Genomic DNA, 24375 nt, shown 5'->3' with positions numbered 1-24375 from the left:
TATGACACTATGTGTTGTCAAAATGACAGTGAGGCAGAGATGAGCTTTTCCGTAGATGTGCTGGCGAAGATCGCCATAGAACTGCAAACCGGTATTGGTCATCAGGACCGCTTTCAGCGGCTGATCTCCACGTTGCGCCACGTGCTGGATTGCGATGCCTCGGCGCTGCTGCGTTACGAAGGGCGGCAGTTTATTCCGCTGGCTATCGACGGTCTGGCGAAGGACGTACTCGGGCGGCGCTTTACCCTGGAGGGTCACCCGCGTCTGGAAACCATCGCCCGCGCGGGTGACGTGGTGCGTTTCCCGGCAGACAGCGATCTGCCCGATCCGTACGACGGCCTGATCCCCGGCCAGGAGAGCCTGAAGGTTCACGCCTGTATCGGCCTGCCGCTGTTTGCCGGGCAGAACCTGATTGGCGCGTTAACCCTCGATGGCATGTCGCCGGATCAGTTCGATACCTTCAGCGACGAAGAGCTACGGCTGATTGCCGCGCTGGCGGCCGGGGCGCTGAACAACGCCCTGCTGATAGAACAGCTGGAGAGCCAGAATATTCTTCCGGGTAGCCCGACGGCGTTTGAGCAGGTGGCGCACACCGAAATGATTGGCCTTTCGCCGGGCATGGCGCAGCTTAAAAAAGAGATTGAGATTGTCGCCGCGTCTGATTTGAACGTGCTGATCTTCGGGGAGACCGGCACCGGTAAAGAGCTGGTGGCGAAAGCGATCCACGAAGCCTCGCCCCGTGCGGTGAACCCGCTGGTCTATCTCAACTGCGCGGCGCTGCCGGAAAGCGTGGCGGAAAGCGAGCTGTTCGGACACGTCAAAGGGGCCTTTACCGGGGCGATCAGCAACCGCAGCGGCAAGTTCGAAATGGCTGATAACGGCACGCTGTTCCTCGATGAAATTGGCGAACTCTCCCTTTCGCTCCAGGCCAAACTGCTGCGGGTGTTGCAGTATGGCGATATTCAACGCGTAGGTGACGATCGCAGCTTACGTGTGGATGTGCGCGTGCTGGCGGCGACGAACCGCGATCTGCGCGAAGAGGTGCTGGCGGGGAATTTCCGCGCCGATCTGTTCCACCGTCTGAGCGTGTTCCCGCTCACGGTGCCGCCGCTGCGCGAGCGGGGCGATGATGTGGTGCTGCTGGCGGGCTTTTTCTGCGAACAGTGTCGGCTCAAAATGGGGCTTTCCCGCGTGGTGCTGAGCCCCGGCGCGAGGACGCACCTGCTGTGCTACGGCTGGCCGGGTAACGTGCGTGAACTGGAACATGCGATTCACCGCGCGGTGGTGCTGGCGCGGGCTACGCGTTCGGGGGATGAAGTGGTGATTCATGCGCGCCATTTCGCGCTGCATGAGGAAACGACGCCGTCCGTGAAGCCGGTGATACCTGAGAGCGTGAACGAAAACCTGCGCGAGGCGACGGATGCGTTCCAGCGTCAGATGATCACCCGCGCCCTGGAGCAGAATAACCGCAGCTGGGCGGCATGCGCGCGGGCGCTGGAGATGGACGTCGCCAACCTTCACAGGCTGGCGAAACGTCTGGGGCTTAAGGGTTAAATAATCCCCGCCTGGTAGAAGTCTTGCAGGTTGATCGCGCCGCACAGCCTGCCGTGCTCGTCCACCACCGGCGCAGCGGTGATTTTGCGCTTCATCAGCACCTCTTTGGCTTCAATGGCGCGGCTGTCGGCATTCAGCGTCAGCCCGCCCCGGGTCATTGCTTCGGATACCCGCGCCTCCAGCTTGCCGCCGCCCACCAGCCAGCGGCGCAGGTCGCCGTCGGTGAAGACGCCCTTCACCTGGCGGTCGTTGTCGCATACCGCAACCAGCCCCAGACCGGTGCGGCTCAGCTCCAGCATGGCGTCCATCACGCTGGTGTCGAGTTTGACCTGAGGAATGGCATCGTCCGTGCGCATCAGGTGGTGAACCTTGTTGAGCAGACGTGCCCCAAGCGCGCCAGCAGGATGGGAACGGGCGAAATCTTCCTCATTAAAACCGCGCGCCTGCATCACCGCCATCGCCAGCGCGTCGCCCATCATCAGCGTGTTGACGGTGCTGGAGGTCGGTGCCAGGTGCATCGGGCAGGCTTCGCGCTCAACGGAAATATCCAGCGTTGCTTTCGCGGCCAGAGCCAGCGGCGAACGGGATTTGCCGGTCATCGCTAACAGGGCCACCGATTTTTCTTGCAGGCGAGGGATGATGAGATCCAGCTCTTTGGCTGAACCGGAATAGGAGATAAACAGCATCACGTCGCGGCTTTCGATCATCCCCAGATCGCCGTGCAGCGCTTCGGCAGGATGCACGAAGAACGCCGGTGTGCCGGTGCTGGCAAGCGTCGCGGCAATCTTCTTGCCGATATGACCGGATTTACCGATACCCGCCACGATCACTTTGCCCTCGCAGTGGATAATGGTGTTGGCTGCACGAACAAAATCCTCACCCAGACGCTCCGGCAGGCGGCTGGCTTCCTGTAGCTCCAGCAGCAGAGTCTGGCGGCCTGCGTTTAACAGAAAATCACTCATTTTTCTCTCCGGTTACGATCACGTCGATGCCCTTCGCTTCCAGCGCTTTTTTAAATGCCGGATCGATACCTGCGTCGGTAATCAGCTTATCGACGCTTTCAAGGCTACAGACAATGTTGGGGCTTTTACGGCCAAACTTCGACGAGTCCGCCATCAAAATCACTTCCCGCGCGGCGTTGCACATCGCTTTGCTGACGCTGAACACCTCGTTGAAGGTGGTCACGCCCGCGTTGAGGTCGATGCCGTCCGTGCCCATAAACAGCTTATCGAAGCTGAAGTGGTCGAAGGCATTCTCCGCCAGCTGCCCGTGAAACGACGCGGATTTTTTACGGAAGGTGCCACCGGGCATCAGGATGGTCTGCTCGCTGTCGAACTCTGACAGGGCATTGACGATGTGCAGGCTGTTGGTCATCACGGTGATGTTATTAAAGCGGCTGAGCAGCGGGATCATCTGCAGGACGGTACTGCCAGCGTCGAGGATGATGGAATCGCCGTCCTGGATAAATTTGACCGCAGCTTCGGCAATCAGCGCTTTCTGGTGCGTATTAATCAGCGTCTTGTGATCGATAGGCGGGTCGGCTTCATCTTTATTGAGCACCACGCCGCCGTAGGTACGAATGACGGCGCCGGAGTTTTCGAGCAACACCAGGTCCTTGCGTATTGTCGTGCCGGTGGTGTCAAAGTAGTGGGCCAGATCCTCTACCGAGCACTTTCCCTGCTTTTGCAGATGCTCAAGTATGGCCGCCTGCCGCTGACGTGGTTTCATAGGCGCTTCGTTCCTTACGTTGCGAAATGATAATTCCGCAAGTTTATAACTTTCACAACGAAATTATCCATGTTTCAGATTAAGCGCTAATGATAGTGCATTCTGACAGAGTGAATCATGGGGGAAGATCACATCAGGTTGTAATTCATGCAGCAAAATGCCGTTGATCGCCTGGATTTTCACCGGGCGGGCAAAGACGGTCATGCCGCGCATGATGAGGGAATCGCAGACCTTATTGTTTTTATCCAGCGCAACAGCGACGACAACCCGCGGTTTGAAGCGTCCGCCGGAACGCCCGACGCCCACACGGCCTTTCTGGCACAGGGCGTCAAAGGCGCGGTTAAACTGATGGATCTGCCAGCCGCCAAACGCCATCTGGCAGATCCAGGCGAGGGCGGCGAAGGTGATTAATGCGGTTACCATATCGGCTCCTTAATTGCCGGGTGGCGGCTGCGCCTTACCCGGCCTACGGGGGTTGTAGCCCCGGTAAGTGCAGCGCCACCGGGGATTAAACTCAGAACATCACCTGCCCACCGGTGACGTTAATCGACTGCCCGGTGCAGTACGAGGCTTTCGGGCTGGCGTAAAACAGCAGCATGTTCAGCACGTCCTGATAATCACACCCGCGCTTGAGCGGCACTTTGTCGATGTAGTACTGCTCCACTTCTTCAGCTTTGATGCCGAGCTTGGAGGCGTACTGCGGCAGCAGGGACTGGAACATCGGCGATTTCAACAGGTTACCCAGCATCAGCGAGTGAACGGTGATGCCGTATTCGGCCAGATCCAGCGCCAGAGACTGCGTCAGCCCCACGCCGCCAAACTTCGCCGCGCTGTAGCCGGAGTTGTGCTTGCTGCCCACTTTCCCTGATTTCGAGTTGATCTGAATGATGCGCCCCTGAATACCATCGCGGATCATCAGCCGGGAAAACTCACGGGCGCAGAGGAAATAGCCCACCAGATTCACCTGCAACGAGCGGTCAAAATCCCCCAGTTCGAAATCGCTGATAAAGGCCGCTTTCGCGATCCCCGCGCTGTAGACCAGCAGGTCGATACGCCCAAATATCTCATCTACGCCGCGGGCCAGCGCCACCACGCTCTGCTCGCTGGTGGCGTCGGCACCAAATCCGTACGCCATCCCTTCGCCAAACTCGGTGTTGATGGCGTCCGCCACACGGGCGGCTTTTTCACTCTGAATGTCCACTACCGCTACGTGGTAACCCTCTGCGGCAAGCCCACGGCAGAGGAACTCGCCTAAGGTTTGTCCCCCACCAATGACAACGGCAACCTGACTCATGTGTTTCTCCTTAATTACGCAACAAATTTTAACGTACAGCCTGGTGTGACAGCCTGCGGAACCGGCCCCTCAACGTGAACCGTGCCGGGATACTCCGCCTGCGGCTGCCCGTCAAAACGCAGGGTGATGTGCCCCAGCTCGCGCAGGTTTTGTTCAGCGACGTCGCCGACGGCGGTCACGGCATAGCGCGCCTCGCCCAGCTCAAGCTGGCTCCCGGCCTTCAGCTCGCCGTTTAGCTCGCCGTGGCAGTGGATAAAGCAAAACTCTTCGATATCCGCAGGCGCCCCTTCGCGGAAGGTGATCAGCATCTGGTCGCTCAGCGCATCGGCCGCGCTCTGGCCGATGCGGGTAATGGTGGTCTGGTAAATCACGGTCATGGCAGGAACCTCTTATTGATAAATAAAGCCGGAGACAAACCAGGCAATCAGCACCGTGGGCGCGCCCGTCAGGAAGCGGCTCACCAGCACGGAGGGGACGCCCACGCGCACGGTGTCCTGACGTGCTTCCGCCAGCGACAGCCCGACGGGGATGAAGTCGCATGCCGCCTGAGCGTTAATGGCGAAAAGGGCTGGCAGAGCGAGGTGCGGGGGAATGTTGCCCAGACCAATCTGTACGCCAATCAGCACGCCGATGACCTGGGCAATCACCGCGCCCGGGCCGAGAAACGGCGACAGCAGCGGGAAGGAGCAGATCAGCGCCAGCGTCACCAGGCCGAGCGGGTGGCTGGCGAGCGGGGCGAGGCCGTGGGCAATCCAGTCGCCGAGGCCGGAGGCCATGATGATACCGATCAGCGCCGAGACGAACGCCATAAACGGCAGAATGGTTTTCAGCACCGTGTCGATGGTGTCGCGCCCGGACTGGAACAGCACCGCCACGGCGGACCCCATCCCCATCCCGACCTTTGCCAGCAGGCCATCGCTCTGCTCGGTGATTTTTTTGCTGGTGTCGTACTCGCGCGGGGCCGCTTTTTGCGGCGCGGATGTGCCATTCACCAGCGTGATGTTGTCCTCCTTCACCCCAGAGACATAAATATCCTCAAGGATGTACTGCGCCAGCGGGCCGGATTTCCCGGTGGAGTGAATATTTACCGTCGGAATGCGGCGCTTCGGATAGATGCCGCAGCGCAGCGTGCCGCCGCAGTCGATCACCGCCACGCCGATTTCCGCTTCCGGCGGTTCGCCTTCCTTGAAGCCGTCGACCGCTTCCCAGCCCGTCAGCTCGTGCAGCCTGTCGACGATCGCCGGGCGCGTGCCCGCGGTGATGTACACAATCTTTTTGCCTTCGGTGGCGTCGAACTCCAGCGGGCCGCCCCAGCCGCCCGTGCCTTTCTCAATGCGGATCCGGTTCATGCTGTAGCTCCTGAAAGATGGACTTTCTGTTCAAGCTGGATGCCCATTTTTTTCTCAAAAATGGCGGTGGTGAGATCCGTCACCCAGCCGCGGAAGAAGTTGGTGACCAGACCGACCAGCAGGTAGCTCACCGCCAGCGGGCCGAGCGGCAGGCCAAGCGTGGTAAGGCCGCTGGCGATCCCGAGATAAACGAACAACTCGCCGGGGTTGATGTGCGGGAACAGGCCGTTCATGGAATGGCAGCTGTAGGAGGCGGCGGCGTAATAGCTCGGCTTGTACTTCTCTGGCATAAAGCGGCCGAGGCTTAAGGTCATCGGGTTGCAGAACACAAAGGTGCCGATGAAGGGCAGGATCAGGTAGCGGGACAGCGGGTTTCCGGCGCAGCGCTGGGCGAAGCGTTCAATACGCTGCTGGCCGATAAAGTTAATCAGCGCGTTCATGATTACCAGCAGGCTGATCAGCAGGGGCAGGATCCCGGTCACCATGCCGGTGAATACCTCGCCGCCTTTCTGAAAAAGCCCGATGAACCACTCGGCGCCGTGGGTGATGGTTTCTATCATTCTTCTCTCCTGTAGGGCGTTTGTTTTTGTCTGTTCGGGGCTAATAATAATCAAATTGAAAGCTTTTAAAGTGTTAATTAGATCTCACAATGAAAGAAAAATGGATTAATATGAAAGATAATTGGTGGGGCGAATGATTTTCGATGGAAAAAAGCGCGGATTTGCGTTGGGGAGGTGTGTACCGCTTCCTTGAGGTGTTGCGGATGCTTTACCATACTGGGTTCTTACCGAACTCGTTAAATGGATGCCACATGTTCAAGCGTCGTTATGCAGCGCTGTTACCTGCGCTTATTCTCCTGTCCGCCTGTAGTAGCAAACCCAGGACTGAAGCTGTTCAACAAACGGCGGGCGCGCCTTCCGGCGGGTTTCTGCTTGAGCCGCAGCACAATATGATGCAGATGGGCGGCGACTTCGCGAATAACCCTGCGGCCGAACAGTTCATCGATAAAATGGTGAGCAAGCACGGTTTTGATCGCCAGCAGCTGCATGCCATTTTGTCTCAGGCGAAGCGTCTGGACTACGTGCTGCGCCTGATGGACAGGCAGGCGCCGACGGCCCAGGTGCCGACCGGGCCAAACGGGGCGTGGCTGCGCTATCGCAAACAGTTTATTACCCCGGACAACGTGCAAAATGGCGTGGTGTTCTGGAATCAGTATGAAGACGCCCTGAACCGCGCGTGGCAGGTCTATGGCGTGCCGCCGGAGATCATCGTCGGTATTATTGGGGTCGAGACTCGCTGGGGACGCATTATGGGTAAAACCCGCATCCTCGATGCGCTGGCGACGCTCTCCTTCAACTACCCGCGCCGCGCCGAGTATTTCTCCTCTGAACTGGAAACCTTCCTGCTGATGGCGCGAGACGAACAGGACGATCCGTTAGATCTGAAAGGGTCGTTCGCCGGTGCGATGGGCTACGGCCAGTTTATGCCGTCCTCCTATAAGCAGTACGCGGTAGATTTTAACGGGGATGGTCACATCAACCTGTGGGATCCCGAAGACGCCATTGGCAGCGTGGCCAACTACTTCAAAGCGCACGGCTGGACGCCGGGCGGCCAGGTGGCGGTGCAGGCAAACGGCGAGGCGTTTGGTCTGGAAAACGGATTTAAAACCAAATACAGCGTGGCGCAGCTGGCAGCGGCAGGCTTAACGCCGTCGCAGCCGCTGGGCAATGTTGACCAGGTGAGCCTGCTGCGCCTGGATGTCGGAACCGGTTATCAGTACTGGTTCGGACTGCCGAACTTCTACACCATTACCCGCTACAACCACAGCACGCACTATGCGATGGCGGTGTGGCAACTGGGGCTGGCGGTGTCTCAGGCGCGTGTGCCGGCAGCGTCACCGTTTAGCCAGTAAGTCCCCTTATGCCTCCCTCTCCCTGTGGGAGAGGGCTGGGGTGAGGGCACCCGCCCGCACCTGTTTCCCGCAGAAACATTTCGCCACATTCCCATTTCACTCCCGCCGTTTACATCTTAATCGTCTTTCATTATTGTTATGTTATAACATAATTTTGAATTGAGATGTCCATGTCCCTGTTTTCTCTCTCATCCCCGGTTCGGCTGCTGCTGGCGCTGGTGCTCATTCTGTTTCTCGGCCTGGCCGTGCGCTGGGCGGTGGCGTTGCCATGATCGTGATGAACGACCTGGTAGCGGGTTACGATCGCCAGCCCGTTACGCGCGCACTGTCCGGCGTGATTGAACGCGGGAGCATGACCGCCATCGTCGGGGCCAACGGCTGCGGCAAATCCACGCTGCTGAAAACGCTCGCTGGCTTTCTTCCGCCCGTCAGCGGTACGTTTCGCTGGCAGGGGAGACGTCCGGTGGTGGGCTGGCTGGCGCAGCGTCACGCGCTGGAGGCGCAATTTCCTCTGACCGTGCAGGACGTTGTGAGCATGGGCTGCTGGCCAGAAATCTCGCTATTTGCCAGTTTTCGTCGGGATGCCCGCATGCGCATTGCCGGCGCGCTTGAGCGCGTGGGGCTGGCGTCCATGGCGTTATCCACCATCGATGAACTCTCCGGCGGGCAATTCCAGCGCATGCTGTTTGCCCGCGTTTTAGTGCAGCAGGCACCGCTGGTGATGCTGGACGAACCCTTTACCGGCGTCGATGAAGCGACCTGCAACGTGCTGATGGATCTGATGCTGGAGATGTATATGCAGGGGCAGACTCTGCTGGCGGTACTACATGACAGCAAGCGCGTAGCACGTCACTTCCCGCAGACGTTACGTCTGGACGCTGATAGTCCCCAATGGAAAACCGAGCGGGTGAGGGTGGCATGATCTGGCATACATTCTTCCAGCCGTTTATTGAGTACGGCTTTATGCGCCGTGCACTGGTGGTTTGCCTGGCGCTCTCCGTCAGCACCACGGCGCTGGGGGTATTCCTTCAGCTGCGTCGGATGAGCCTGATGGGGGACGCCCTTTCTCATGCCATTTTGCCGGGTGTCGCGGTGGGCTATCTGCTCAGCGGTATGTCGCTGCTGGCAATGACTGTCGGCGGGTTTATTGCCGGGATCGCCGTTGCGCTGGTGGCCGGGCTGGTCAGCCGCCGCACGCCCCTTAAAGAGGATGCCAGCTTCGCGGGGTTTTACCTGGGTTCCCTGGCGCTGGGCGTCACGCTGGTGTCGCTGCGCGGTTCAAATGTCGATCTGCTTCATCTTCTGTTTGGCTCCATTCTCGCCGTGGATAGCGCGTCAGCCCTGTTCGTGACGGGCGTTTGCATGTTCACGCTCCTCACGCTGGCGATGTTTTATCGTGGGCTGGTCAGCGAAGCGTTCGATACCGCGTGGTTGCAGGTGAACGCGCGCTGGCTGCCCGGGATGTTACACGGTCTGTTTCTGGCGCTGCTGGTGCTCAACCTGGTGGCCGGTTTTCAGGTGCTCGGCACGTTGATGGCCGTCGGGCTGATGATGTTACCCGCCGTGGCGGCACGCTGCTGGGTGCGCACCCTGCCAGGGTTACTTTTGATGGCGGGTATCAGCGGTATTTTTTGCGCGTGGCTGGGCTTAAGCCTTTCCTGGGCAGTGAGTCTGCCCGCCGGGCCCTCCATTGTGCTGACCGCCAGCGCATTGTTCTTTATTTCCGTTTTATTTGGCACGCGCAGCAGGCTGGCGGATAGCCTGCGGGCGCTTTTTTAACGCAAGGGGAAACGATGAAACGTACAGGGTTAGCCGTGGCGCTCGCGCTCGGCATGATGACGCACGGCGTAATGGCGAAAACGCTTAATGTGGTGACCAGCTTTTCCATCCTGGGAGACATCACGCAGCAGGTTGGCGGCGATCGTGTGAAGGTGACGACGCTGGTGGGGCCGGACGGTGATCCTCATACTTTCGAACCCTCGCCCAAAGACAGCGCGGCGCTGAGTAAAGCCGACGTGGTGGTGGTCAATGGGCTGGGGCTGGAAGGCTGGCTCGATCGTCTGGTGAAAGCCTCCGGATTCAAAGGCCAGCTGGTGGTTGCTTCGGACGGCGTGAAAACGCACACGCTGGAAGAGGACGGTAAAACCGTGACCGATCCGCACGCGTGGAACAGCGCGGCGAACGGCGCGCTGTATGCGCAAAATATTCTCTCTGGGCTGGTGAAGGCCGATCCTGAAGATACGGCGGCGCTTGAAGCTACCGGTAAACCCTATATTGCGCAGCTCTCTCAGCTGGACGGTTGGGCTAAAAAGCGTTTCAGCGACATCCCACAGGCGAAGCGCAAAGTGCTGACCAGCCACGACGCCTTCGGCTATTTCAGCCGCGCCTACGGCGTGACGTTTATGGCGCCGCAGGGGCTGTCGTCTGAGAGTGAAGCCAGCGCGGCGCAGGTAGCGGAGATCATCAATCAGATTAAAGCTGACGGTGTGAAAACCTGGTTTATGGAAAACCAGCTTGATCCGCGCCTGGTGAAGCAGATTGCGACCGCCACGGGCGCCCAGCCGGGCGGTGAACTTTACCCGGAAGCGCTGTCCGCGAAGGGCGGCGTGGCGGACACTTACGTCAAGGCGTTTCGCCACAATGTGGATACCCTCGCTAACAGCATGAAATAAGCGTCTCTCTGGCCGATGCGCCCGCATCGGCTTTTTTCTGAAGCCCCCTCGTAAAACCCGACGCGCATCCCCATATTTGATGAGAAAGTGCTATCTTGTGCTGCATGTTTTTCTAAGGCCTGGAGCGAGAATGACTGACCATGAATTGATGCAGCTAAGCGAAGTGGTGGGGCTGGCGCTGAAACAGCGCGGCGCGACTCTTACGACCGCAGAATCCTGCACCGGCGGCTGGGTGGCGAAAGCAATTACTGATATTGCTGGCAGTTCCGCCTGGTTTGAACGCGGCTTTGTGACCTACAGTAACGAGGCTAAAGCGCAGATGATTGGCGTGCGTGAAGCCACGCTTGAGCAGCATGGCGCGGTCAGCGAGCCGGTGGTGATCGAAATGGCGATTGGCGCGCTGAAAGAGGCGCGCGCAGATTACGCTATCTCCATCAGCGGTATCGCGGGGCCGGACGGCGGCAGCGACGTGAAGCCTGTCGGCACCGTCTGGTTTGGCTTTGCCACCTCAAAAGGTGAAGGGATCACCCGCCGGGAATGCTTCAGCGGCGATCGCGAAAGCGTGCGTCGTCAGGCAACGGAATACGCGTTAAAAACGCTCTGGCAACAATTTCTACAAAATACTTGATACTGTATGACTATACAGTATAATTGCCTCAACAGAACAGAAGTCCATGGTGAAGCGCAGTTGCTTCTCCCGGCATGACAGGAGTAATAATGGCTATCGACGAAAACAAACAGAAAGCGTTGGCGGCAGCACTGGGCCAGATCGAAAAGCAATTCGGTAAAGGCTCCATCATGCGCCTGGGTGAAGACCGTTCCATGGATGTGGAAACTATCTCCACTGGTTCGCTTTCTCTTGATATCGCACTGGGCGCTGGCGGTTTGCCGATGGGCCGTATCGTAGAAATCTACGGTCCGGAATCCTCGGGTAAAACCACCCTGACGTTGCAGGTTGTTGCGGCGGCACAGCGCGAAGGTAAAACCTGTGCGTTTATCGATGCCGAGCACGCGCTGGACCCGGTCTATGCCCGTAAACTGGGCGTTGATATCGACAACCTGCTGTGCTCCCAGCCGGACACCGGCGAGCAGGCCCTGGAAATTTGTGACGCGCTGGCGCGCTCAGGTGCGGTTGACGTGATCATCGTCGACTCCGTTGCGGCGCTGACGCCAAAAGCAGAAATTGAAGGTGAAATCGGTGACTCTCACATGGGCCTCGCGGCACGTATGATGAGCCAGGCGATGCGTAAGCTGGCGGGTAACCTGAAGCAGTCCAATACGCTGCTGATCTTCATCAACCAGATCCGTATGAAAATTGGTGTAATGTTCGGTAACCCGGAAACCACCACCGGCGGTAACGCTCTGAAATTCTACGCTTCTGTCCGTCTGGATATCCGCCGTATCGGCGCGGTGAAAGAGGGGGATAACGTCGTCGGTAGCGAAACCCGCGTGAAGGTTGTGAAGAACAAAATCGCAGCACCGTTCAAACAGGCTGAGTTCCAGATCCTCTACGGCGAAGGTATCAACTTCCTCGGCGAGCTGGTTGACCTGGGCGTGAAAGAGAAGCTGATTGAAAAAGCGGGCGCATGGTACAGCTACAACGGTGACAAGATTGGTCAGGGTAAAGCGAATGCTATCTCCTGGCTGAAAGAGAACCCGGCGGCGGCGAAAGAGATTGAGAAGAAGGTGCGTGAACTCCTGCTGAGCAACCAGGACTCTAAACCTGATTTCGTGGTCGACGGCGCGGATGCTGAAGAAACCAACGAAGACTTTTAATCCTCTCGGATAAAAATGAAGGGCTGCTGATGCGGCCCTTTTTGCATTTCTGAATCGACAGGTTTTTTATGAGTGAACCGACATCACGCCGACCAGCCTACTCACGCTTGCTGGATCGGGCCGTGCGTATTCTTGCCGTGCGTGACCATAGCGAACAGGAGCTGCGGCGGAAACTGTCAGCGCCCGTCATGAGCAAAAACGGTCCGGAAGACATTGATGCCACCGCGGAAGATTATGACCGCGTGGTTGCCTGGTGCTACGAGCATCACTATCTGGATGACGGCCGTTTTGCCGCTCGCTTTCTTGCCAGCCGTGGTCGTAAAGGCTATGGGCCAGCGCGTATCCGCCAGGAGCTGAACCAGAAAGGTGTAGCCCGTGAATCGATTGAAAAAGCCATGCGCGAAAGTGAAATCGACTGGTGCGAACTGGCGCGTGAGCAGGCGGTACGAAAGTACGGTGAGCCGCTGCCGCGTGAATTTTCAGAAAAAGTTAAAATCCAGCGCTTTTTGCTCTACCGCGGCTTCCTGATGGAAGATATTCAGGATATCTGGCGTAATTTTACCGATTGAACGCATGCGGGATTTTACTTCCCACTAAAGAAAACTTATCTTATTCCCACTTTTTCCAGTAGCTGGTCCGTCCAACTGTTTACAGATACAGATCTGCTGCGACATTTCGTTAGCTTGATTTCAGGATAATTATGAGCAAGAGCACCGCTGAGATCCGTCAGGCGTTTCTCGATTTTTTCCATAGTAAGGGACACCAGGTTGTTGCCAGCAGCTCCCTGGTACCGAACAATGACCCGACTCTGCTGTTTACCAACGCCGGGATGAACCAGTTCAAGGATGTGTTCCTTGGTCTCGACAAGCGTAATTATTCCCGCGCCACAACCTCACAGCGTTGCGTGCGTGCGGGCGGTAAACACAACGATCTGGAAAACGTCGGTTACACCGCGCGCCACCACACTTTCTTCGAAATGCTGGGTAACTTCAGCTTCGGCGACTACTTCAAACACGACGCCATTCAATATGCGTGGGAACTGCTGACCGGTGAAAACTGGTTTAATCTGCCGAAAGAGCGTCTGTGGGTGACCGTGTATGAGACCGATGACGAAGCGTTCGACATCTGGGAAAAAGAAGTGGGTATCCCTCGCGAACGTATCATCCGTATCGGTGACAACAAAGGCGCGCCTTACGCGTCTGATAACTTCTGGCAGATGGGTGACACCGGCCCTTGCGGTCCGTGCACCGAGATCTTCTACGATCATGGTGACCACATCTGGGGCGGCCCTCCGGGAAGCGCGGAAGAAGATGGCGATCGCTACATTGAGATCTGGAACATCGTCTTCATGCAGTTCAACCGTCAGGCCGACGGCACCATGGAGCCGCTGCCAAAACCGTCCGTAGATACCGGTATGGGTCTTGAGCGTATCGCGGCCGTTCTGCAACACGTTAACTCCAACTATGAGATTGACCTGTTCAGCACCCTGATCAAAGCCGTTGCCGAAGTGACGGGCGCAACCGATCTGAACAACAAATCACTGCGCGTTATCGCAGACCATATTCGTTCCTGTGCGTTCCTGATTGCTGACGGCGTTATCCCGTCGAATGAAAACCGTGGCTATGTGCTGCGTCGTATCATTCGTCGTGCGATCCGTCATGGCAACATGCTGGGCGCGAAGGACACCTTCTTCTATAAACTCGTTGGGCCACTGATTGGCGTGATGGGCTCTGCCGGTGACGAGCTGAAACGCCAGCAGGCGCAGGTTGAACAGGTTCTGAAAACCGAAGAAGAGCAGTTTGCCCGTACGCTGGAGCGCGGACTGGCGCTGCTGGACGACGAGCTGGCGAAACTCAAGGGCGACACGCTGGATGGCGAAACCGCTTTCCGCCTGTACGACACCTACGGCTTCCCGGTTGACCTGACGGCGGACGTTTGCCGCGAGCGCAACATCAAAGTTGACGAAGCAGGCTTTGAAGCCGCAATGGAAGAGCAGCGTCGTCGTGCGCGTGAATCCAGCGGTTTTGGCGCGGACTACAACGCGATGATCCGCGTTGATAGCGCGTCTGAATTTAAAGGCTACGAAGAGCTGGCTCTGACCAGCAACGTGACCGCGCTGTTTGTTGACGGTAAAGCCGTAGACAGCATTAGCGCAGGTCAGGACGCGGTTGTTATCCTGGATAAAACACCGTTCTATGCGGAATCCGGCGGCCAGGTTGGCGATAAAGGCGAACTGAAAGGCAATGGCTTCAGCTTCAGCGTAAGCGATACCCAGAAATACGGTCAGGCAATTGGTCACCAGGGCAAACTGGTTTCCGGTTCTCTGAAAGTGGGCGAGGGCGTTCAGGCCAACGTTGACGAAGCTCGCCGCGCGCGCATCCGTCTGAACCACTCGGCAACCCACCTGATGCACGCAGCCCTGCGCGAAGTGCTGGGTACGCACGTTGCACAGAAAGGTTCTCTGGTTAACGACAAAGTGCTGCGTTTCGACTTCTCGCATTTTGAAGCGATGAAGCCGTCTGAAATTCGTGCGGTGGAAGACCTGGTGAATGCCCAGATCCGCCGCAACCTGCCAATCGAAACCCACATCATGGATCTTGAGGCAGCGAAGAAGAAAGGTGCGATGGCGCTGTTTGGCGAGAAATATGACGACCGCGTTCGCGTGCTGAGCATGGGCGACTTCTCTACCGAACTGTGTGGCGGTACTCACGCATCCCGCACCGGTGACATCGGCTTGTTCCGCATCGTTTCCGAGTCGGGTACGGCGGCAGGCGTGCGTCGTATTGAGGCGGTGACCGGGGAAGGTGCAATTGCCAGCCTGCATGCGCAGAGCGACCAGCTGCACGAGATCGCGCAGCTGCTGAAAGGCGATAGCCAGAACCTGGGCGAGAAAGTGCGTGTCGCGCTGGATCGTACCCGTCAGCTGGAAAAAGAACTCCAGCAGCTGAAAGAACAGGCTGCGGCGCAGGAGAGCGCAAACCTCTCCAGCAAAGCGGTAGACATTAAGGGCGTCAAACTGCTGGTCAGCGACCTGGCGGGCGTTGAGCCTAAGATGCTGCGTACCATGGTCGACGATCTGAAGAACCAGCTTGGTTCGACGGTTATCGTGCTGGCAACGGTCGCAGAGGGTAAGGTTTCTCTGATTGCGGGCGTCTCTAAGGATGTGACGGATCGTGTCAAAGCAGGGGAACTGATTGGCATGGTCGCCCAGCAGGTGGGTGGCAAAGGTGGCGGTCGTCCGGACATGGCGCAAGCCGGTGGTACGGATGCGGCGGCACTTCCCGCGGCATTAGCCAGCGTTGAAAGCTGGGTAAGCGCGAAACTGTAATAACTACAAAGCACAAGCAGACGCCATAGCGGTAACGTTATGGCGTCTTGCTCACTGCGCTATCGATAACGATAAAGTCAGGTTGAGTTTGTGTATATCGGCTAAACTTACGTTTAACAGAATGTGATGCCGTGACTGCTTACACTTTACGTGTTTGTCATCGCTTACTTTTTGGCGTTATATGATGGATAATGCCGGGATACAAGAGACCCGACTCTTTTAATCTTTCAAGGAGCAAAGAATGCTGATTCTGACTCGTCGAGTTGGTGAGACCCTCATGATTGGGGATGAGGTCACCGTGACAGTTTTAGGGGTAAAGGGTAACCAGGTACGTATTGGTGTTAACGCTCCTAAAGAAGTATCTGTCCACCGTGAAGAGATCTACCAGCGTATCCAGGCTGAAAAATCCCAGCAGTCCAGTTACTGATATTGTCGCGTCTCGCTGTCGGGCGAGACGCAACCCTCCCGCTATTTTTCCTGCATAAAGTTACCGTTCTATTTCAAACGCTTCGTTTTTGACCACTCTCATAATCTTATCTCATCCAAATGACGCGCTTCTCTCAACACAATTCTGTGAAGATGTCTGCAAAATCCGCTTATAAAACACTCTCTTTGCGGCTTTTACATGCGAATTGCGTGCGAATTGTGCAAACGAAAAAAGCATGTGGAAAATTGTTTGACTTATAAGTCCCAGAAAGTAATATATGCGCCACGCAGCGACGAGAAGCTCTTAACGAGTTACTCGAAGCACTCGAAAGAGGCGTTGTGTGGTGAGGTGGCCGAGAGGCTGAAGGCGCTCCCCTGCTAAGGGAGTATGCGGTCAAAAGCTGCATCCGGGGTTCGAATCCCCGCCTCACCGCCATTTTGCATCCGTAGCTCAGCTGGATAGAGTACTCGGCTACGAACCGAGCGGTCGGAGGTTCGAATCCTCCCGGATGCACCATCTATTACTTCATATTGCTTTCGAAGTGATATGAATATCGAGCAGTACAGTAGTAAATCCCGATGCATCCGTAGCTCAGCTGGATAGAGTACTCGGCTACGAACCGAGCGGTCGGAGGTTCGAATCCTCCCGGATGCACCATCTATTACTTCATATTGCTTTTGAAGTGATATGAGTATCGAGAAGTACAGCAGTAAATCCCGATGCATCCGTAGCTCAGCTGGATAGAGTACTCGGCTACGAACCGAGCGGTCGGAGGTTCGAATCCTCCCGGATGCACCATTTTTTAATTCATATTGCTTTTGAAGTGATATGAGTATCGAGAAGTACAGCAGCAAATCCCGATGCATCCGTAGCTCAGCTGGATAGAGTACTCGGCTACGAACCGAGCGGTCGGAGGTTCGAATCCTCCCGGATGCACCATCTCTTCTTGTGATCCCCTTCGATGTTTAGTTCTTAATCACTCTCATTGTTATCACTTCGCAATCAGCGACAAAAATCCCCTTTTACGATAAAGTAATGCTTTGTTAATCGTTTAGCGAGAGCACGATGTACGCACAGTATGACGGTTTGATCTTCGACATGGACGGCACCCTCCTGGATACCGAACCCACGCATCGTCAGGCCTGGACCGAAGTCCTGGGCCGTTACGGTATGCGTTTCGATTTACAGGCGATGATTGCCCTCAACGGATCGCCCACCTGGCGTATCGCACAGGCCGTGATTGAGCTGAATCAGGCCGATCTCGACCCGCACCAGCTCGCGCGTGAAAAAACCGAAGCGGTAAAAGCCATACTGTTAGACACCGTGCAGCCTTTACCACTCATTGACGTCGTCAAGGAGTGGCACGGCCGTCGTCCTATGTCTGTCGGTACGGGCAGCGAGAGCGCGATTGCTGAAGCGCTACTCAAACACCTTGGCCTGCGCCACTATTTTTCTGCCGTCGTTGCTGCCGATCATGTTAAACATCACAAACCCGCACCGGATACCTTCCTGCGCTGTGCAGAATTAATGGGTGTACCACCTGCAAAATGCGTGGTGTTTGAAGATGCTGATTTTGGCATTCAGGCCGCGCGTGATGCCGGAATGGCGGCGGTGGATGTTCGCTTACTGTGAGTGACGCGCTGTCACTCGCTTCATTATTCGCCAGCAGTTTTTTAAGCTCCACCCTCTTACCGGGGAATTCGGAAGTGGTGCTGGTGGCGATGCTGTTGTCCGGCGTGAGTCAGCCCTGGTTGCTGGTCTTAATAGCAACAATGGGTAATAGCCTTGGAGGGCTGACTAACGTTATTCTTGGACGTTTCTTTCCGCTACGCGAAAAATCTCGCTGGCAGGAAAAGGCAGTGGGCTGGCTAAAACGCTATGGCGCTGCCACGCTGTTATTAAGCTGGATGCCTGTAATAGGCGATTTACTGTGTCTGCTGGCGGGATGGATGCGCATCTCCTGGGGACCGGTGCTCTTTTTTTTGTGCCTTGGCAAGGCGTTACGCTATGTTTTACTGGCATGGGTAACACTACAGGGTATGACGTGGTGGCACTAATTGGTGGAATGAATTCGCGACCTTCAATCGTCAACCATTACAATTATGCTGAGTGACAATTTTTTGACAGGCGGGAGGTCAAATTGATCCCGGACGTATCACAGGCGCTGGCCTGGCTGGAAAATCACCCTCAGGCACTGAAGGGGATTCAGCGTGGGCTTGAGCGCGAAACGCTGCGCGTAAATGCGGATGGTAGCTTAGCGACTACGGGACACCCGAAGGCGTTAGGCTCGGCGCTGACACATAAATGGATCACAACCGATTTCGCCGAAGCGCTGCTGGAGTTCATTACGCCAGTAGACGGTGATATTGATCATATGCTGACGATCATGCGCGACGTGCATCGCTTCACCGCCCGCAACCTCGGCGACGAGCGTATGTGGCCGCTCAGCATGCCGTGCTATATCGAGCAGGGGCAGGATATCGAGCTGGCTCAGTACGGCACCTCGAATATTGGACGGCTGAAAACGCTGTATCGCGAAGGACTGAAAAATCGCTACGGCGCACTGATGCAGACGATCTCTGGCGTGCACTACAATTTCTCTCTGCCGATGGCGTTCTGGCAGGCGAAGTGCGGTGAAACGGATAAAGAAGCGATCTCCGCGGGCTACTTCCGCCTGATCCGCAACTACTACCGTTTTGGCTGGGTTATTCCGTATCTGTTCGGCGCGTCCCCGGCTATCTGTTCATCGTTCCTGCAAGGGAAACCGACCACGCTGCCGTTCGAGAAGACTGAGTGTGGCATGTACTATCTGCCGTACGCGACCTCGCTGCGCCTGAGCGACCTTGGCTATACCAATAAGTCGCAAAGCAATCTCGGAATTACGTTTAACGATCTGCACGAATATGTGGCAGGCCTGAAGCGGGCGATAAAAACCCCGTCGGAAGAGTACGAAAAAATCGGCCTCGAAAAAGACGGCAAGCGCCTGCAAATTAACACCAACGTATTGCAGATTGAAAATGAACTGTATGCGCCGATTCGTCCGAAGCGCGTGACGCGCAGCGGTGAAACGCCGTCGGATGCGCTACAGCGCGGCGGGATCGAATACATTGAAGTGCGCTCGCTGGATATCAACCCGTTCTCACCGATTGGCGTTGACGAGCAGCAGGTTCGCTTCCTTGACCTGTTTATGGTCTGGTGCGTACTGGCGGATGCGCCGGAAATGAGTTCCGACGAACTGCTGTGTACTCGTGCCAACTGGAATCGCGTGATTCTGGAAGGGCGCAAGCCGGGTCTGACGTTAGGTATTGGCTGTGAAACGGCCCAGTTCCCACTGTCTAAGGTAGGGAAGGATCTGTTCCATGACCTGAAGCGCGTAGCCCAGACGCTGGATAGCGTGTACGGCGGCGAAGCTTACCAGAAGGTCTGCGACGAACTGGTTGAAAGCTTCGATAACCCGGAACTGACATTCTCAGCACGTATTCTGCGTTCTATGATTGAACAGGGAATTGGTGGCACAGGGCGTTCACTCTCAGCGGAGTACCGTGAGATGCTGATGCAGGAGCCGTTAGAGATCCTGAGCGAAGCGGATTTTGTGGCAGAGCGCGATGCGTCCGTTGTGCGTCAGAAAGAGGTCGAAGCGGCGGATACGGAGTCGTTTGAGGCGTTTCTGGCGAAGCAGGCCTGAACCAAAAGAAAAAGGCCACATCGCTGTGGCCAAAATATACATCTCTGAATTCAGGGATGATGATAACAAATGCGCGTCTTTCATATACTCAGACGCGCATTCTGTAGAAGAGTTCAGTTTATTTTAAAAAAAATCACTATCGGAGGTGACGTATGCCGTTATTAGATAGCTTTACTGTCGACCATACCCGTATGGAAGCACCAGCAGTCCGCGTGGCGAAGACCATGAACACGCCGCACGGCGACACGATCACCGTTTTCGACCTGCGCTTCTGCGTGCCGAATAAAGAAGTGATGCCAGAGAAAGGCATTCACACGCTGGAACACCTTTTCGCCGGATTCATGCGCGACCACCTGAACGGCAACGGCGTGGAGATCATCGATATCTCTCCGATGGGCTGCCGCACCGGTTTCTACATGAGCCTGATTGGTCAGCCTGAAGAGAAACGCGTCGCGGATGCGTGGAAAGCGGCCATGGAAGACGTGCTGAAGGTGAAAGAGCAGAACCAGATCCCAGAGCTGAACGTTTACCAGTGCGGCACTTACCAGATGCACTCTCTGGAAGAAGCTCAGGAGATTGCCCGCCATATCATCGAACGTGATGTTCGTGTAAACAGCAACGACGAGCTGGCCCTGCCAAAAGAAAAACTTCAGGAACTGCACATTTAGTATTGTGCCTGTGGATGCCCGGTGGCGCTTCGCTGACCGGGCCTACAATACTGATGACGACAACCACGGCCAGCTCCGCGCTGGCGACGCCGGTATCGCGATCGTTTTGCGGATGCACGCTGATACAGACGTCGCTGCGGCAGCTGAAGTGGTGGCAGAAATATTCGATCTGGTCGAGATAGACGTTCGGCGTGCTCACTTCGACGTAAGTCTGTCGAGAGCCAGCGCGTGGCGCGGGTGTGTTAAGCATGGTACGCTCCTGTTGTCTTTTCACTCTCGTGAATCAATTTCAGGCGCGCTGCTTTATCGGAACTGACAATCGCTGTCGCGTTTTGGACACGGTGCGGTGTTTTGCCGGATGGCGGCTACGCCTTATCCGGCCTACGTTCGTAGGCCCGGTAAGCGTAGCACCACCGGGCAACCCGTGCACAGGGCTAGTGCGCTCCACCGCCCCCGCTACCGGCACCAAACGGTGGTTTGGCAAACCACACCAGCCCCAGCAGGACGATGAAGATCCCCGCCGATATCCAGAAAATCTCGTTTGCCGAGATAATCAGCCCCTGGTTGGTGATCTGCTGGGCAAGCCAGCCGGACGCCTGCTGCTCCGTCATCCCCATCCCCTCAAGCTGGCTATACATCTGCTGAGCGTTAGGGTTGAACGGGTTCACCGCTTCGGTCAGTTGGGCATGGTGCATCGCTTCCCGGTTGGTCCACAGCGTGGTGGTGATCGATGTCCCGATGGAGCCCGCCAGCGTACGGGTGAAGTTCGACAGGCTCGATGCCGCCGCCATCCGCTCAGGCGGCAAGCCCGAAAGCGTAATGGTGGTCAGTGGCATAAAGAAGCACGCCACAGCAAAGCCCTGAATAAACTGCGGCCACGCGGAGGCGCCAAAGTCCATTCCCGGTTCAAACGTATACGCGCGCCAGTAGAAGCACACGGCGTACATGATGAAGCTGAACGTCACCAGCCTGCGCATGTCGAGCTTATGGGCGAAACGGCCAATAATCGGCGACAGCAGAACCGGAATTAACCCCACCGGCGCGGAGGCCAGCCCCGCCCAGGTTGCGGTATAGCCGTACACCTCCTGCAACAGCTGCGGCAGCAGAACAATCGCGCCGAAGTAGAGCATATAGGCGAGGCTGATACAGAGGCAGCCGATGGTGAAGTTTCGCGATTTAAACAGCGAGAGGTCGACTATCGGATTTTCGTCCGTCAGCTCCCAGACAATCAGGAAGCTAATGGCAACCACGGCGACCACCGTCAGCACGATGATTTCCGTAGAGGCGAACCAGTCCAGCTCTTTGCCGCGGTCGAGCATGATTTGCAGGCTGCCGATGCCGACAACCAGCAGTGCCAGCCCGATGCCGTCGATCCGCCGCTGTTCGGTCCGCGTTTCGCGACCACGCAGAGACTGTAGTGTCATCAGCACCACCAGCGCACCGATGGGTACGTTGATGAAGAAGATCCAGCCCCAGTGATAGTTATCGCTGATATAGCCGCCGAGGATTGGCCCGCAAATTGGGGCGACAATCACCGTCATCGACCACAGCGCGAGCGCGATGGAGCGCTTGGCGGGCGGATAGTTGTTCAGCAGCAAACTCTGCGATAGCGGAATCAACGGCCCGGCGACAATCCCCTGGATGACGCGGAAGAAAATCAGCATCGTCAGGCTGCTGGACATGCCGCAAGCCCAGGAGGCCAGCACGAACAGGATCGTCGACCAGAGGAACAGCTTCACTTCACCGACGCGCTTCGCCAGCCAGCCGGTGATGGGAATAGAGATGGCGTTCGCCACCCCGAATGAGGTAATGACCCAGGTCCCCTGGCTCAGCGATGAGCCAAGGTTCCCGGCGATCGTAGGGATCGCCACGTTTGCGATGGTGGAGTCCAGCACCTGCATGAATGTCGCCAGCGACAGCGCAATGGTCATAATGACCAGCTGCGCCCCCTCAAGCGGTTTTTGCGGCTTTTGCTGTTGCATAACGCTCACCTTCGGCTTAACCGGCGTTTGCCTTAACGATGTCATCGATCAGCTTATTGACCGGATCGAGGCTAATTTCACGGGCGTTACTTTCATAAGCTGGCGTGCTGCGCACCTGGCTTGCGAGGATCTGACCGTCGCGGTTGGCGGTATCGACCGTCACCAGCGTGGAAAGGCCAATTCGCAGCGGATGGTCTGCCAGCTGCTTAGGATCCAGCTCGATACGTACAGGCAAGCGCTGTACCACTTTGATCCAGTTGCCGGTGGCGTTCTGTGCAGGCAGCAGGCTGAACGCGCTGCCGGTCCCCATGTCCAGACCGACTACTTTACCGGTGTACTTCACGTCATCACCGTAGATATCGCTGACCACGGTTGCGGTCTGGCCGATACGCATATGCGCCAGCTGGGTCTCTTTGAAGTTCGCGTCCACCCACAGGTTGTTCGCCGGAACGACCGCCATCAGCGGCGTGGTGGTGCTAATTTGCGCACCCGGCTGCACGGAACGACGGGAAACGTAACCGGTCATCGGGCTGACGATTTTGGTACGTTGCAGGGCAAGCCATGCGTTACGCACTTCGGTCGCCGCCTGTTTCACCGCCGGCTGGTTTTCCAGAGAGGTGCCCAGCACCATCGCCTGGTTGGCGTTGTACTGTTGGATCGCCACGTCCAGCTGCGCCTGTGCGCTCGCCACCGCATCGCGGGCGTGCTGCAACTCTTCACGGCCAATCAGGTTGGCGGTGCCGAGAGGAACACGACGCTTGAGGTCGCTCTGCGCCTGGGCCAGGGCCGTTTTCTGCACGTCGATATTGGCCTGAAGCTGTTTGCTGTTGATCATCAGCTGGCGGGTCTGGCGAACGCTGGAGGCCAGCGCCGTCTGTGCTTTTTCAAACGCCTGTTGGGCGTCGGTCGGGTCGAGCGTGACCAGCACATCCCCTTTTTTCACAAAGTCGGTGTTGTCAGCCCAGACTTTCGTCACGCTGCCTGACACCTGCGCCATGATTTGAACCTGATTCCCTGCTACGTATGCATCGTCTGTCTCTTCAACATGACGCAAGACTAAAAACCAATAGATCCCATATGCCACGGCAATAATAATAAAGAGCAAGGTCAGCAGAATAAGGGCGCTCTTACGTTTGCCCTTCTTGTTGACCGGTTGCTGCGGGGGGGTGTTCTCCGCATTTGCGCTCATTGTTGTTCTCCACGATCTTTTTATTTTCACATCGGCTGAGCCGACCTGTTGTCAGAAAGGCCAGCAGTTTCACGTGCTGGCCTGTCAGTTTTTCTTTTGCAATCTGGAATGTTGAGCGGATCGTCGCGTTAGCGCAGCGCCTCAAGAATGACGCCATCTTCATCCATCTGGTCCAGACGGGTGAGCAGCTTGCGAGTAATGTGCTCAAGCTGGTCGCGCTCGGCGGTGCTGAGGGCAGACCAAAGCTGGTGCAGGCAGTTATGCTGCGGTGGCAGCACTTCGCGCAGGAATTCGTGACCTTTCTCGGTCAGTTGCAGATGCAGGCAGCGGCGATCGTTATCGCTCTCACGGCGCTCGATCCAGCCGCGCTTCTCCAGCTCATCAGCAATACGGGTTGCATTGGTACGGGATGAACCCAGCGCGCAGCTCAGTTCAGACGGCTGAATGCTGTGGTTTTCCTGAGACTCAAGCGTAATCAACGCCATAAACAACGTCTCGTTAATCCCTTGCGCTTTCAGCATCTTGTTACGATTTTCCAGCAGCTTACCCTGCATGTGCATGCACAGGCGGGTCAGCAGGATCTCCTGATATGGGAAGTCCTCATGACGACTGGCGCGGAACTTAAGCATTTGTTCAATGGGCGTAAACGAACTATCCATTTTGGGCATAACCTCATTAATTACAGCCGATATAGTAACGATAGTGACAAATAATGTAAATGAATTATTTGTGCGGTTATATCCGCCAAACGTATGTCACCATCAGAAAGCGCCGGGTAAATCCGTGACCCGGTGAGCACAGAAAGTGTGGG

Annotated in this window: 24 protein-coding genes, 5 tRNA genes and 1 pseudogene; 19 read left to right on the top strand and 11 right to left on the bottom strand. The window is 56.7% G+C overall.

The features are described from left to right. Positions 1 to 39: 39 nt before the first annotated feature. Positions 40 to 1554 (top strand): nitric oxide reductase transcriptional regulator NorR, encoded by a 1515-nt coding sequence (gene norR / locus ACQG11_RS03830; protein WP_023306813.1) that lies wholly within the window; start codon positions 40 to 42, stop codon positions 1552 to 1554. On the opposite strand, the gene gutQ is transcribed toward norR, so the two are convergent. The 7 genes from gutQ to srlA all read right to left on the bottom strand — a co-directional run bounded on the left by gutQ (position 1551) and on the right by srlA (position 6485). Beyond that, positions 1551 to 2516: an arabinose-5-phosphate isomerase GutQ gene (gene gutQ / locus ACQG11_RS03825; protein ID WP_023298458.1), complete on the bottom strand. Its 966-nt coding sequence runs from the start codon at positions 2514 to 2516 to the stop codon at positions 1551 to 1553. The two genes, norR and gutQ, sit on opposite strands and share 4 nt — an antisense overlap. Next, positions 2509 to 3282, bottom strand: coding sequence for a glucitol operon DNA-binding transcriptional repressor SrlR (srlR, locus tag ACQG11_RS03820; protein WP_015571676.1), 774 nt, complete (start codon positions 3280 to 3282; stop codon positions 2509 to 2511). Before srlR ends, gutQ begins: the two co-directional genes overlap by 8 nt. Positions 3283 to 3345: 63 nt before the next feature. After that, entirely contained in the window at positions 3346 to 3705 is a 360-nt protein-coding gene (gutM, locus tag ACQG11_RS03815; protein ID WP_426728190.1) for a transcriptional regulator GutM, read from the bottom strand. Positions 3706 to 3796: 91 nt separating this feature from the next. Beyond that, entirely contained in the window at positions 3797 to 4576 is a 780-nt protein-coding gene (gene srlD, locus ACQG11_RS03810) for a sorbitol-6-phosphate dehydrogenase (protein WP_426728189.1), read from the bottom strand. A 14-nt stretch (positions 4577 to 4590) separates the two neighbouring features. Next, entirely contained in the window at positions 4591 to 4953 is a 363-nt protein-coding gene (gene srlB / locus ACQG11_RS03805; RefSeq protein ID WP_022649147.1) for a PTS glucitol/sorbitol transporter subunit IIA, read from the bottom strand. A gap of 12 nt (positions 4954 to 4965) precedes the next feature. Then, entirely contained in the window at positions 4966 to 5925 is a 960-nt protein-coding gene (gene srlE, locus ACQG11_RS03800; RefSeq protein ID WP_022649146.1) for a PTS glucitol/sorbitol transporter subunit IIB, read from the bottom strand. Continuing rightward, positions 5922 to 6485, bottom strand: coding sequence for a PTS glucitol/sorbitol transporter subunit IIC (gene srlA, locus ACQG11_RS03795; protein ID WP_003862164.1), 564 nt, complete (start codon positions 6483 to 6485; stop codon positions 5922 to 5924). Before srlA ends, srlE begins: the two co-directional genes overlap by 4 nt. Before the next feature lie 251 nt (positions 6486 to 6736). On the opposite strand from srlA, the gene mltB reads away from it, so the two are divergent. The 18 genes from mltB to luxS all read left to right on the top strand — a co-directional run bounded on the left by mltB (position 6737) and on the right by luxS (position 20393). Further along, positions 6737 to 7837, top strand: a complete 1101-nt coding sequence (gene mltB, locus ACQG11_RS03790; protein WP_022649145.1) for a lytic murein transglycosylase B — start codon at positions 6737 to 6739, stop codon at positions 7835 to 7837. A gap of 268 nt (positions 7838 to 8105) precedes the next feature. Further along, positions 8106 to 8759 (top strand): metal ABC transporter ATP-binding protein, encoded by a 654-nt coding sequence (locus ACQG11_RS03785; RefSeq protein WP_426728188.1) that lies wholly within the window; start codon positions 8106 to 8108, stop codon positions 8757 to 8759. Beyond that, positions 8756 to 9616, top strand: a complete 861-nt coding sequence (locus ACQG11_RS03780) for a metal ABC transporter permease (protein WP_022649142.1) — start codon at positions 8756 to 8758, stop codon at positions 9614 to 9616. The genes ACQG11_RS03785 and ACQG11_RS03780 overlap by 4 nt, the downstream gene beginning before the upstream one ends. Before the next feature lie 14 nt (positions 9617 to 9630). After that, positions 9631 to 10509 (top strand): metal ABC transporter substrate-binding protein, encoded by an 879-nt coding sequence (locus tag ACQG11_RS03775; RefSeq protein WP_022649141.1) that lies wholly within the window; start codon positions 9631 to 9633, stop codon positions 10507 to 10509. A gap of 130 nt (positions 10510 to 10639) precedes the next feature. Beyond that, on the top strand, positions 10640 to 11137 hold the full coding sequence (pncC, locus tag ACQG11_RS03770; protein ID WP_003862172.1) for a nicotinamide-nucleotide amidase: 498 nt from the start codon (positions 10640 to 10642) through the stop codon (positions 11135 to 11137). Positions 11138 to 11226: 89 nt separating this feature from the next. After that, the gene (gene recA, locus ACQG11_RS03765) at positions 11227 to 12285 is read left to right on the top strand and encodes a recombinase RecA (protein WP_022649140.1); all 1059 of its coding nucleotides are present in this window, start codon (positions 11227 to 11229) and stop codon (positions 12283 to 12285) included. Positions 12286 to 12353: 68 nt separating this feature from the next. Further along, on the top strand, positions 12354 to 12854 hold the full coding sequence (gene recX / locus ACQG11_RS03760; RefSeq protein WP_017382782.1) for a recombination regulator RecX: 501 nt from the start codon (positions 12354 to 12356) through the stop codon (positions 12852 to 12854). Between the two features lie 131 nt (positions 12855 to 12985). Further along, the gene (gene alaS, locus ACQG11_RS03755) at positions 12986 to 15613 is read left to right on the top strand and encodes an alanine--tRNA ligase (protein WP_022649139.1); all 2628 of its coding nucleotides are present in this window, start codon (positions 12986 to 12988) and stop codon (positions 15611 to 15613) included. 241 nt (positions 15614 to 15854) lie between these two features. Next, on the top strand, positions 15855 to 16040 hold the full coding sequence (gene csrA / locus ACQG11_RS03750) for a carbon storage regulator CsrA (RefSeq protein WP_000906486.1): 186 nt from the start codon (positions 15855 to 15857) through the stop codon (positions 16038 to 16040). 342 nt (positions 16041 to 16382) lie between these two features. Further along, a tRNA-Ser gene (locus ACQG11_RS03745) sits at positions 16383 to 16475 on the top strand. 4 nt (positions 16476 to 16479) lie between these two features. Next, a tRNA-Arg gene (locus ACQG11_RS03740) sits at positions 16480 to 16556 on the top strand. 64 nt (positions 16557 to 16620) lie between these two features. Continuing rightward, a tRNA-Arg gene (locus ACQG11_RS03735) sits at positions 16621 to 16697 on the top strand. Between the two features lie 64 nt (positions 16698 to 16761). Continuing rightward, positions 16762 to 16838, top strand: a tRNA-Arg gene (locus ACQG11_RS03730). Positions 16839 to 16902: 64 nt separating this feature from the next. Further along, a tRNA-Arg gene (locus ACQG11_RS03725) sits at positions 16903 to 16979 on the top strand. A 126-nt stretch (positions 16980 to 17105) separates the two neighbouring features. After that, a complete protein-coding gene (yqaB, locus tag ACQG11_RS03720) occupies positions 17106 to 17672 on the top strand; it encodes a fructose-1-phosphate/6-phosphogluconate phosphatase (protein ID WP_045308455.1) in 567 nt (188 codons plus the stop codon). After that, positions 17669 to 18097 (top strand): YqaA family protein, encoded by a 429-nt coding sequence (locus tag ACQG11_RS03715; RefSeq protein ID WP_017692791.1) that lies wholly within the window; start codon positions 17669 to 17671, stop codon positions 18095 to 18097. Before yqaB ends, ACQG11_RS03715 begins: the two co-directional genes overlap by 4 nt. A gap of 83 nt (positions 18098 to 18180) precedes the next feature. Then, positions 18181 to 19725 (top strand): glutamate--cysteine ligase, encoded by a 1545-nt coding sequence (gshA, locus tag ACQG11_RS03710; protein ID WP_022649137.1) that lies wholly within the window; start codon positions 18181 to 18183, stop codon positions 19723 to 19725. Between the two features lie 152 nt (positions 19726 to 19877). Then, complete coding sequence (luxS, locus tag ACQG11_RS03705; RefSeq protein WP_003862180.1) at positions 19878 to 20393, top strand: S-ribosylhomocysteine lyase; 516 nt, start codon at positions 19878 to 19880, stop codon at positions 20391 to 20393. Positions 20394 to 20454: 61 nt separating this feature from the next. On the opposite strand, the pseudogene ACQG11_RS03700 reads toward luxS, so the two are convergent. The 4 genes and pseudogenes from ACQG11_RS03700 to emrR all read right to left on the bottom strand — a co-directional run. Further along, positions 20455 to 20598: pseudogene (locus ACQG11_RS03700) on the bottom strand (hypothetical protein); the annotation flags it as partial. 229 nt (positions 20599 to 20827) lie between these two features. Beyond that, the gene (emrB, locus tag ACQG11_RS03695; RefSeq protein ID WP_022649134.1) at positions 20828 to 22375 is read right to left on the bottom strand and encodes a multidrug efflux MFS transporter permease subunit EmrB; all 1548 of its coding nucleotides are present in this window, start codon (positions 22373 to 22375) and stop codon (positions 20828 to 20830) included. 16 nt (positions 22376 to 22391) lie between these two features. Then, positions 22392 to 23564 carry a multidrug efflux MFS transporter periplasmic adaptor subunit EmrA gene (gene emrA / locus ACQG11_RS03690; protein WP_022649133.1) on the bottom strand — a complete coding sequence of 391 codons (1173 nt, stop codon included), beginning with the start codon at positions 23562 to 23564 and terminating at the stop codon, positions 22392 to 22394. Positions 23565 to 23692: 128 nt separating this feature from the next. Beyond that, positions 23693 to 24223 (bottom strand): multidrug efflux transporter EmrAB transcriptional repressor EmrR, encoded by a 531-nt coding sequence (gene emrR, locus ACQG11_RS03685; protein ID WP_017694792.1) that lies wholly within the window; start codon positions 24221 to 24223, stop codon positions 23693 to 23695. Positions 24224 to 24375 lie beyond the last annotated feature (152 nt).

The organism is Enterobacter cloacae complex sp. 372C4 (assembly GCF_050030615.1).
GTDB lineage: Bacteria > Pseudomonadota > Gammaproteobacteria > Enterobacterales > Enterobacteriaceae > Enterobacter > Enterobacter intestinihominis.
The sequence above is the reverse complement of the archived record's forward strand: the minus strand, read 5'-3'. Positions and strand labels throughout refer to the sequence as shown.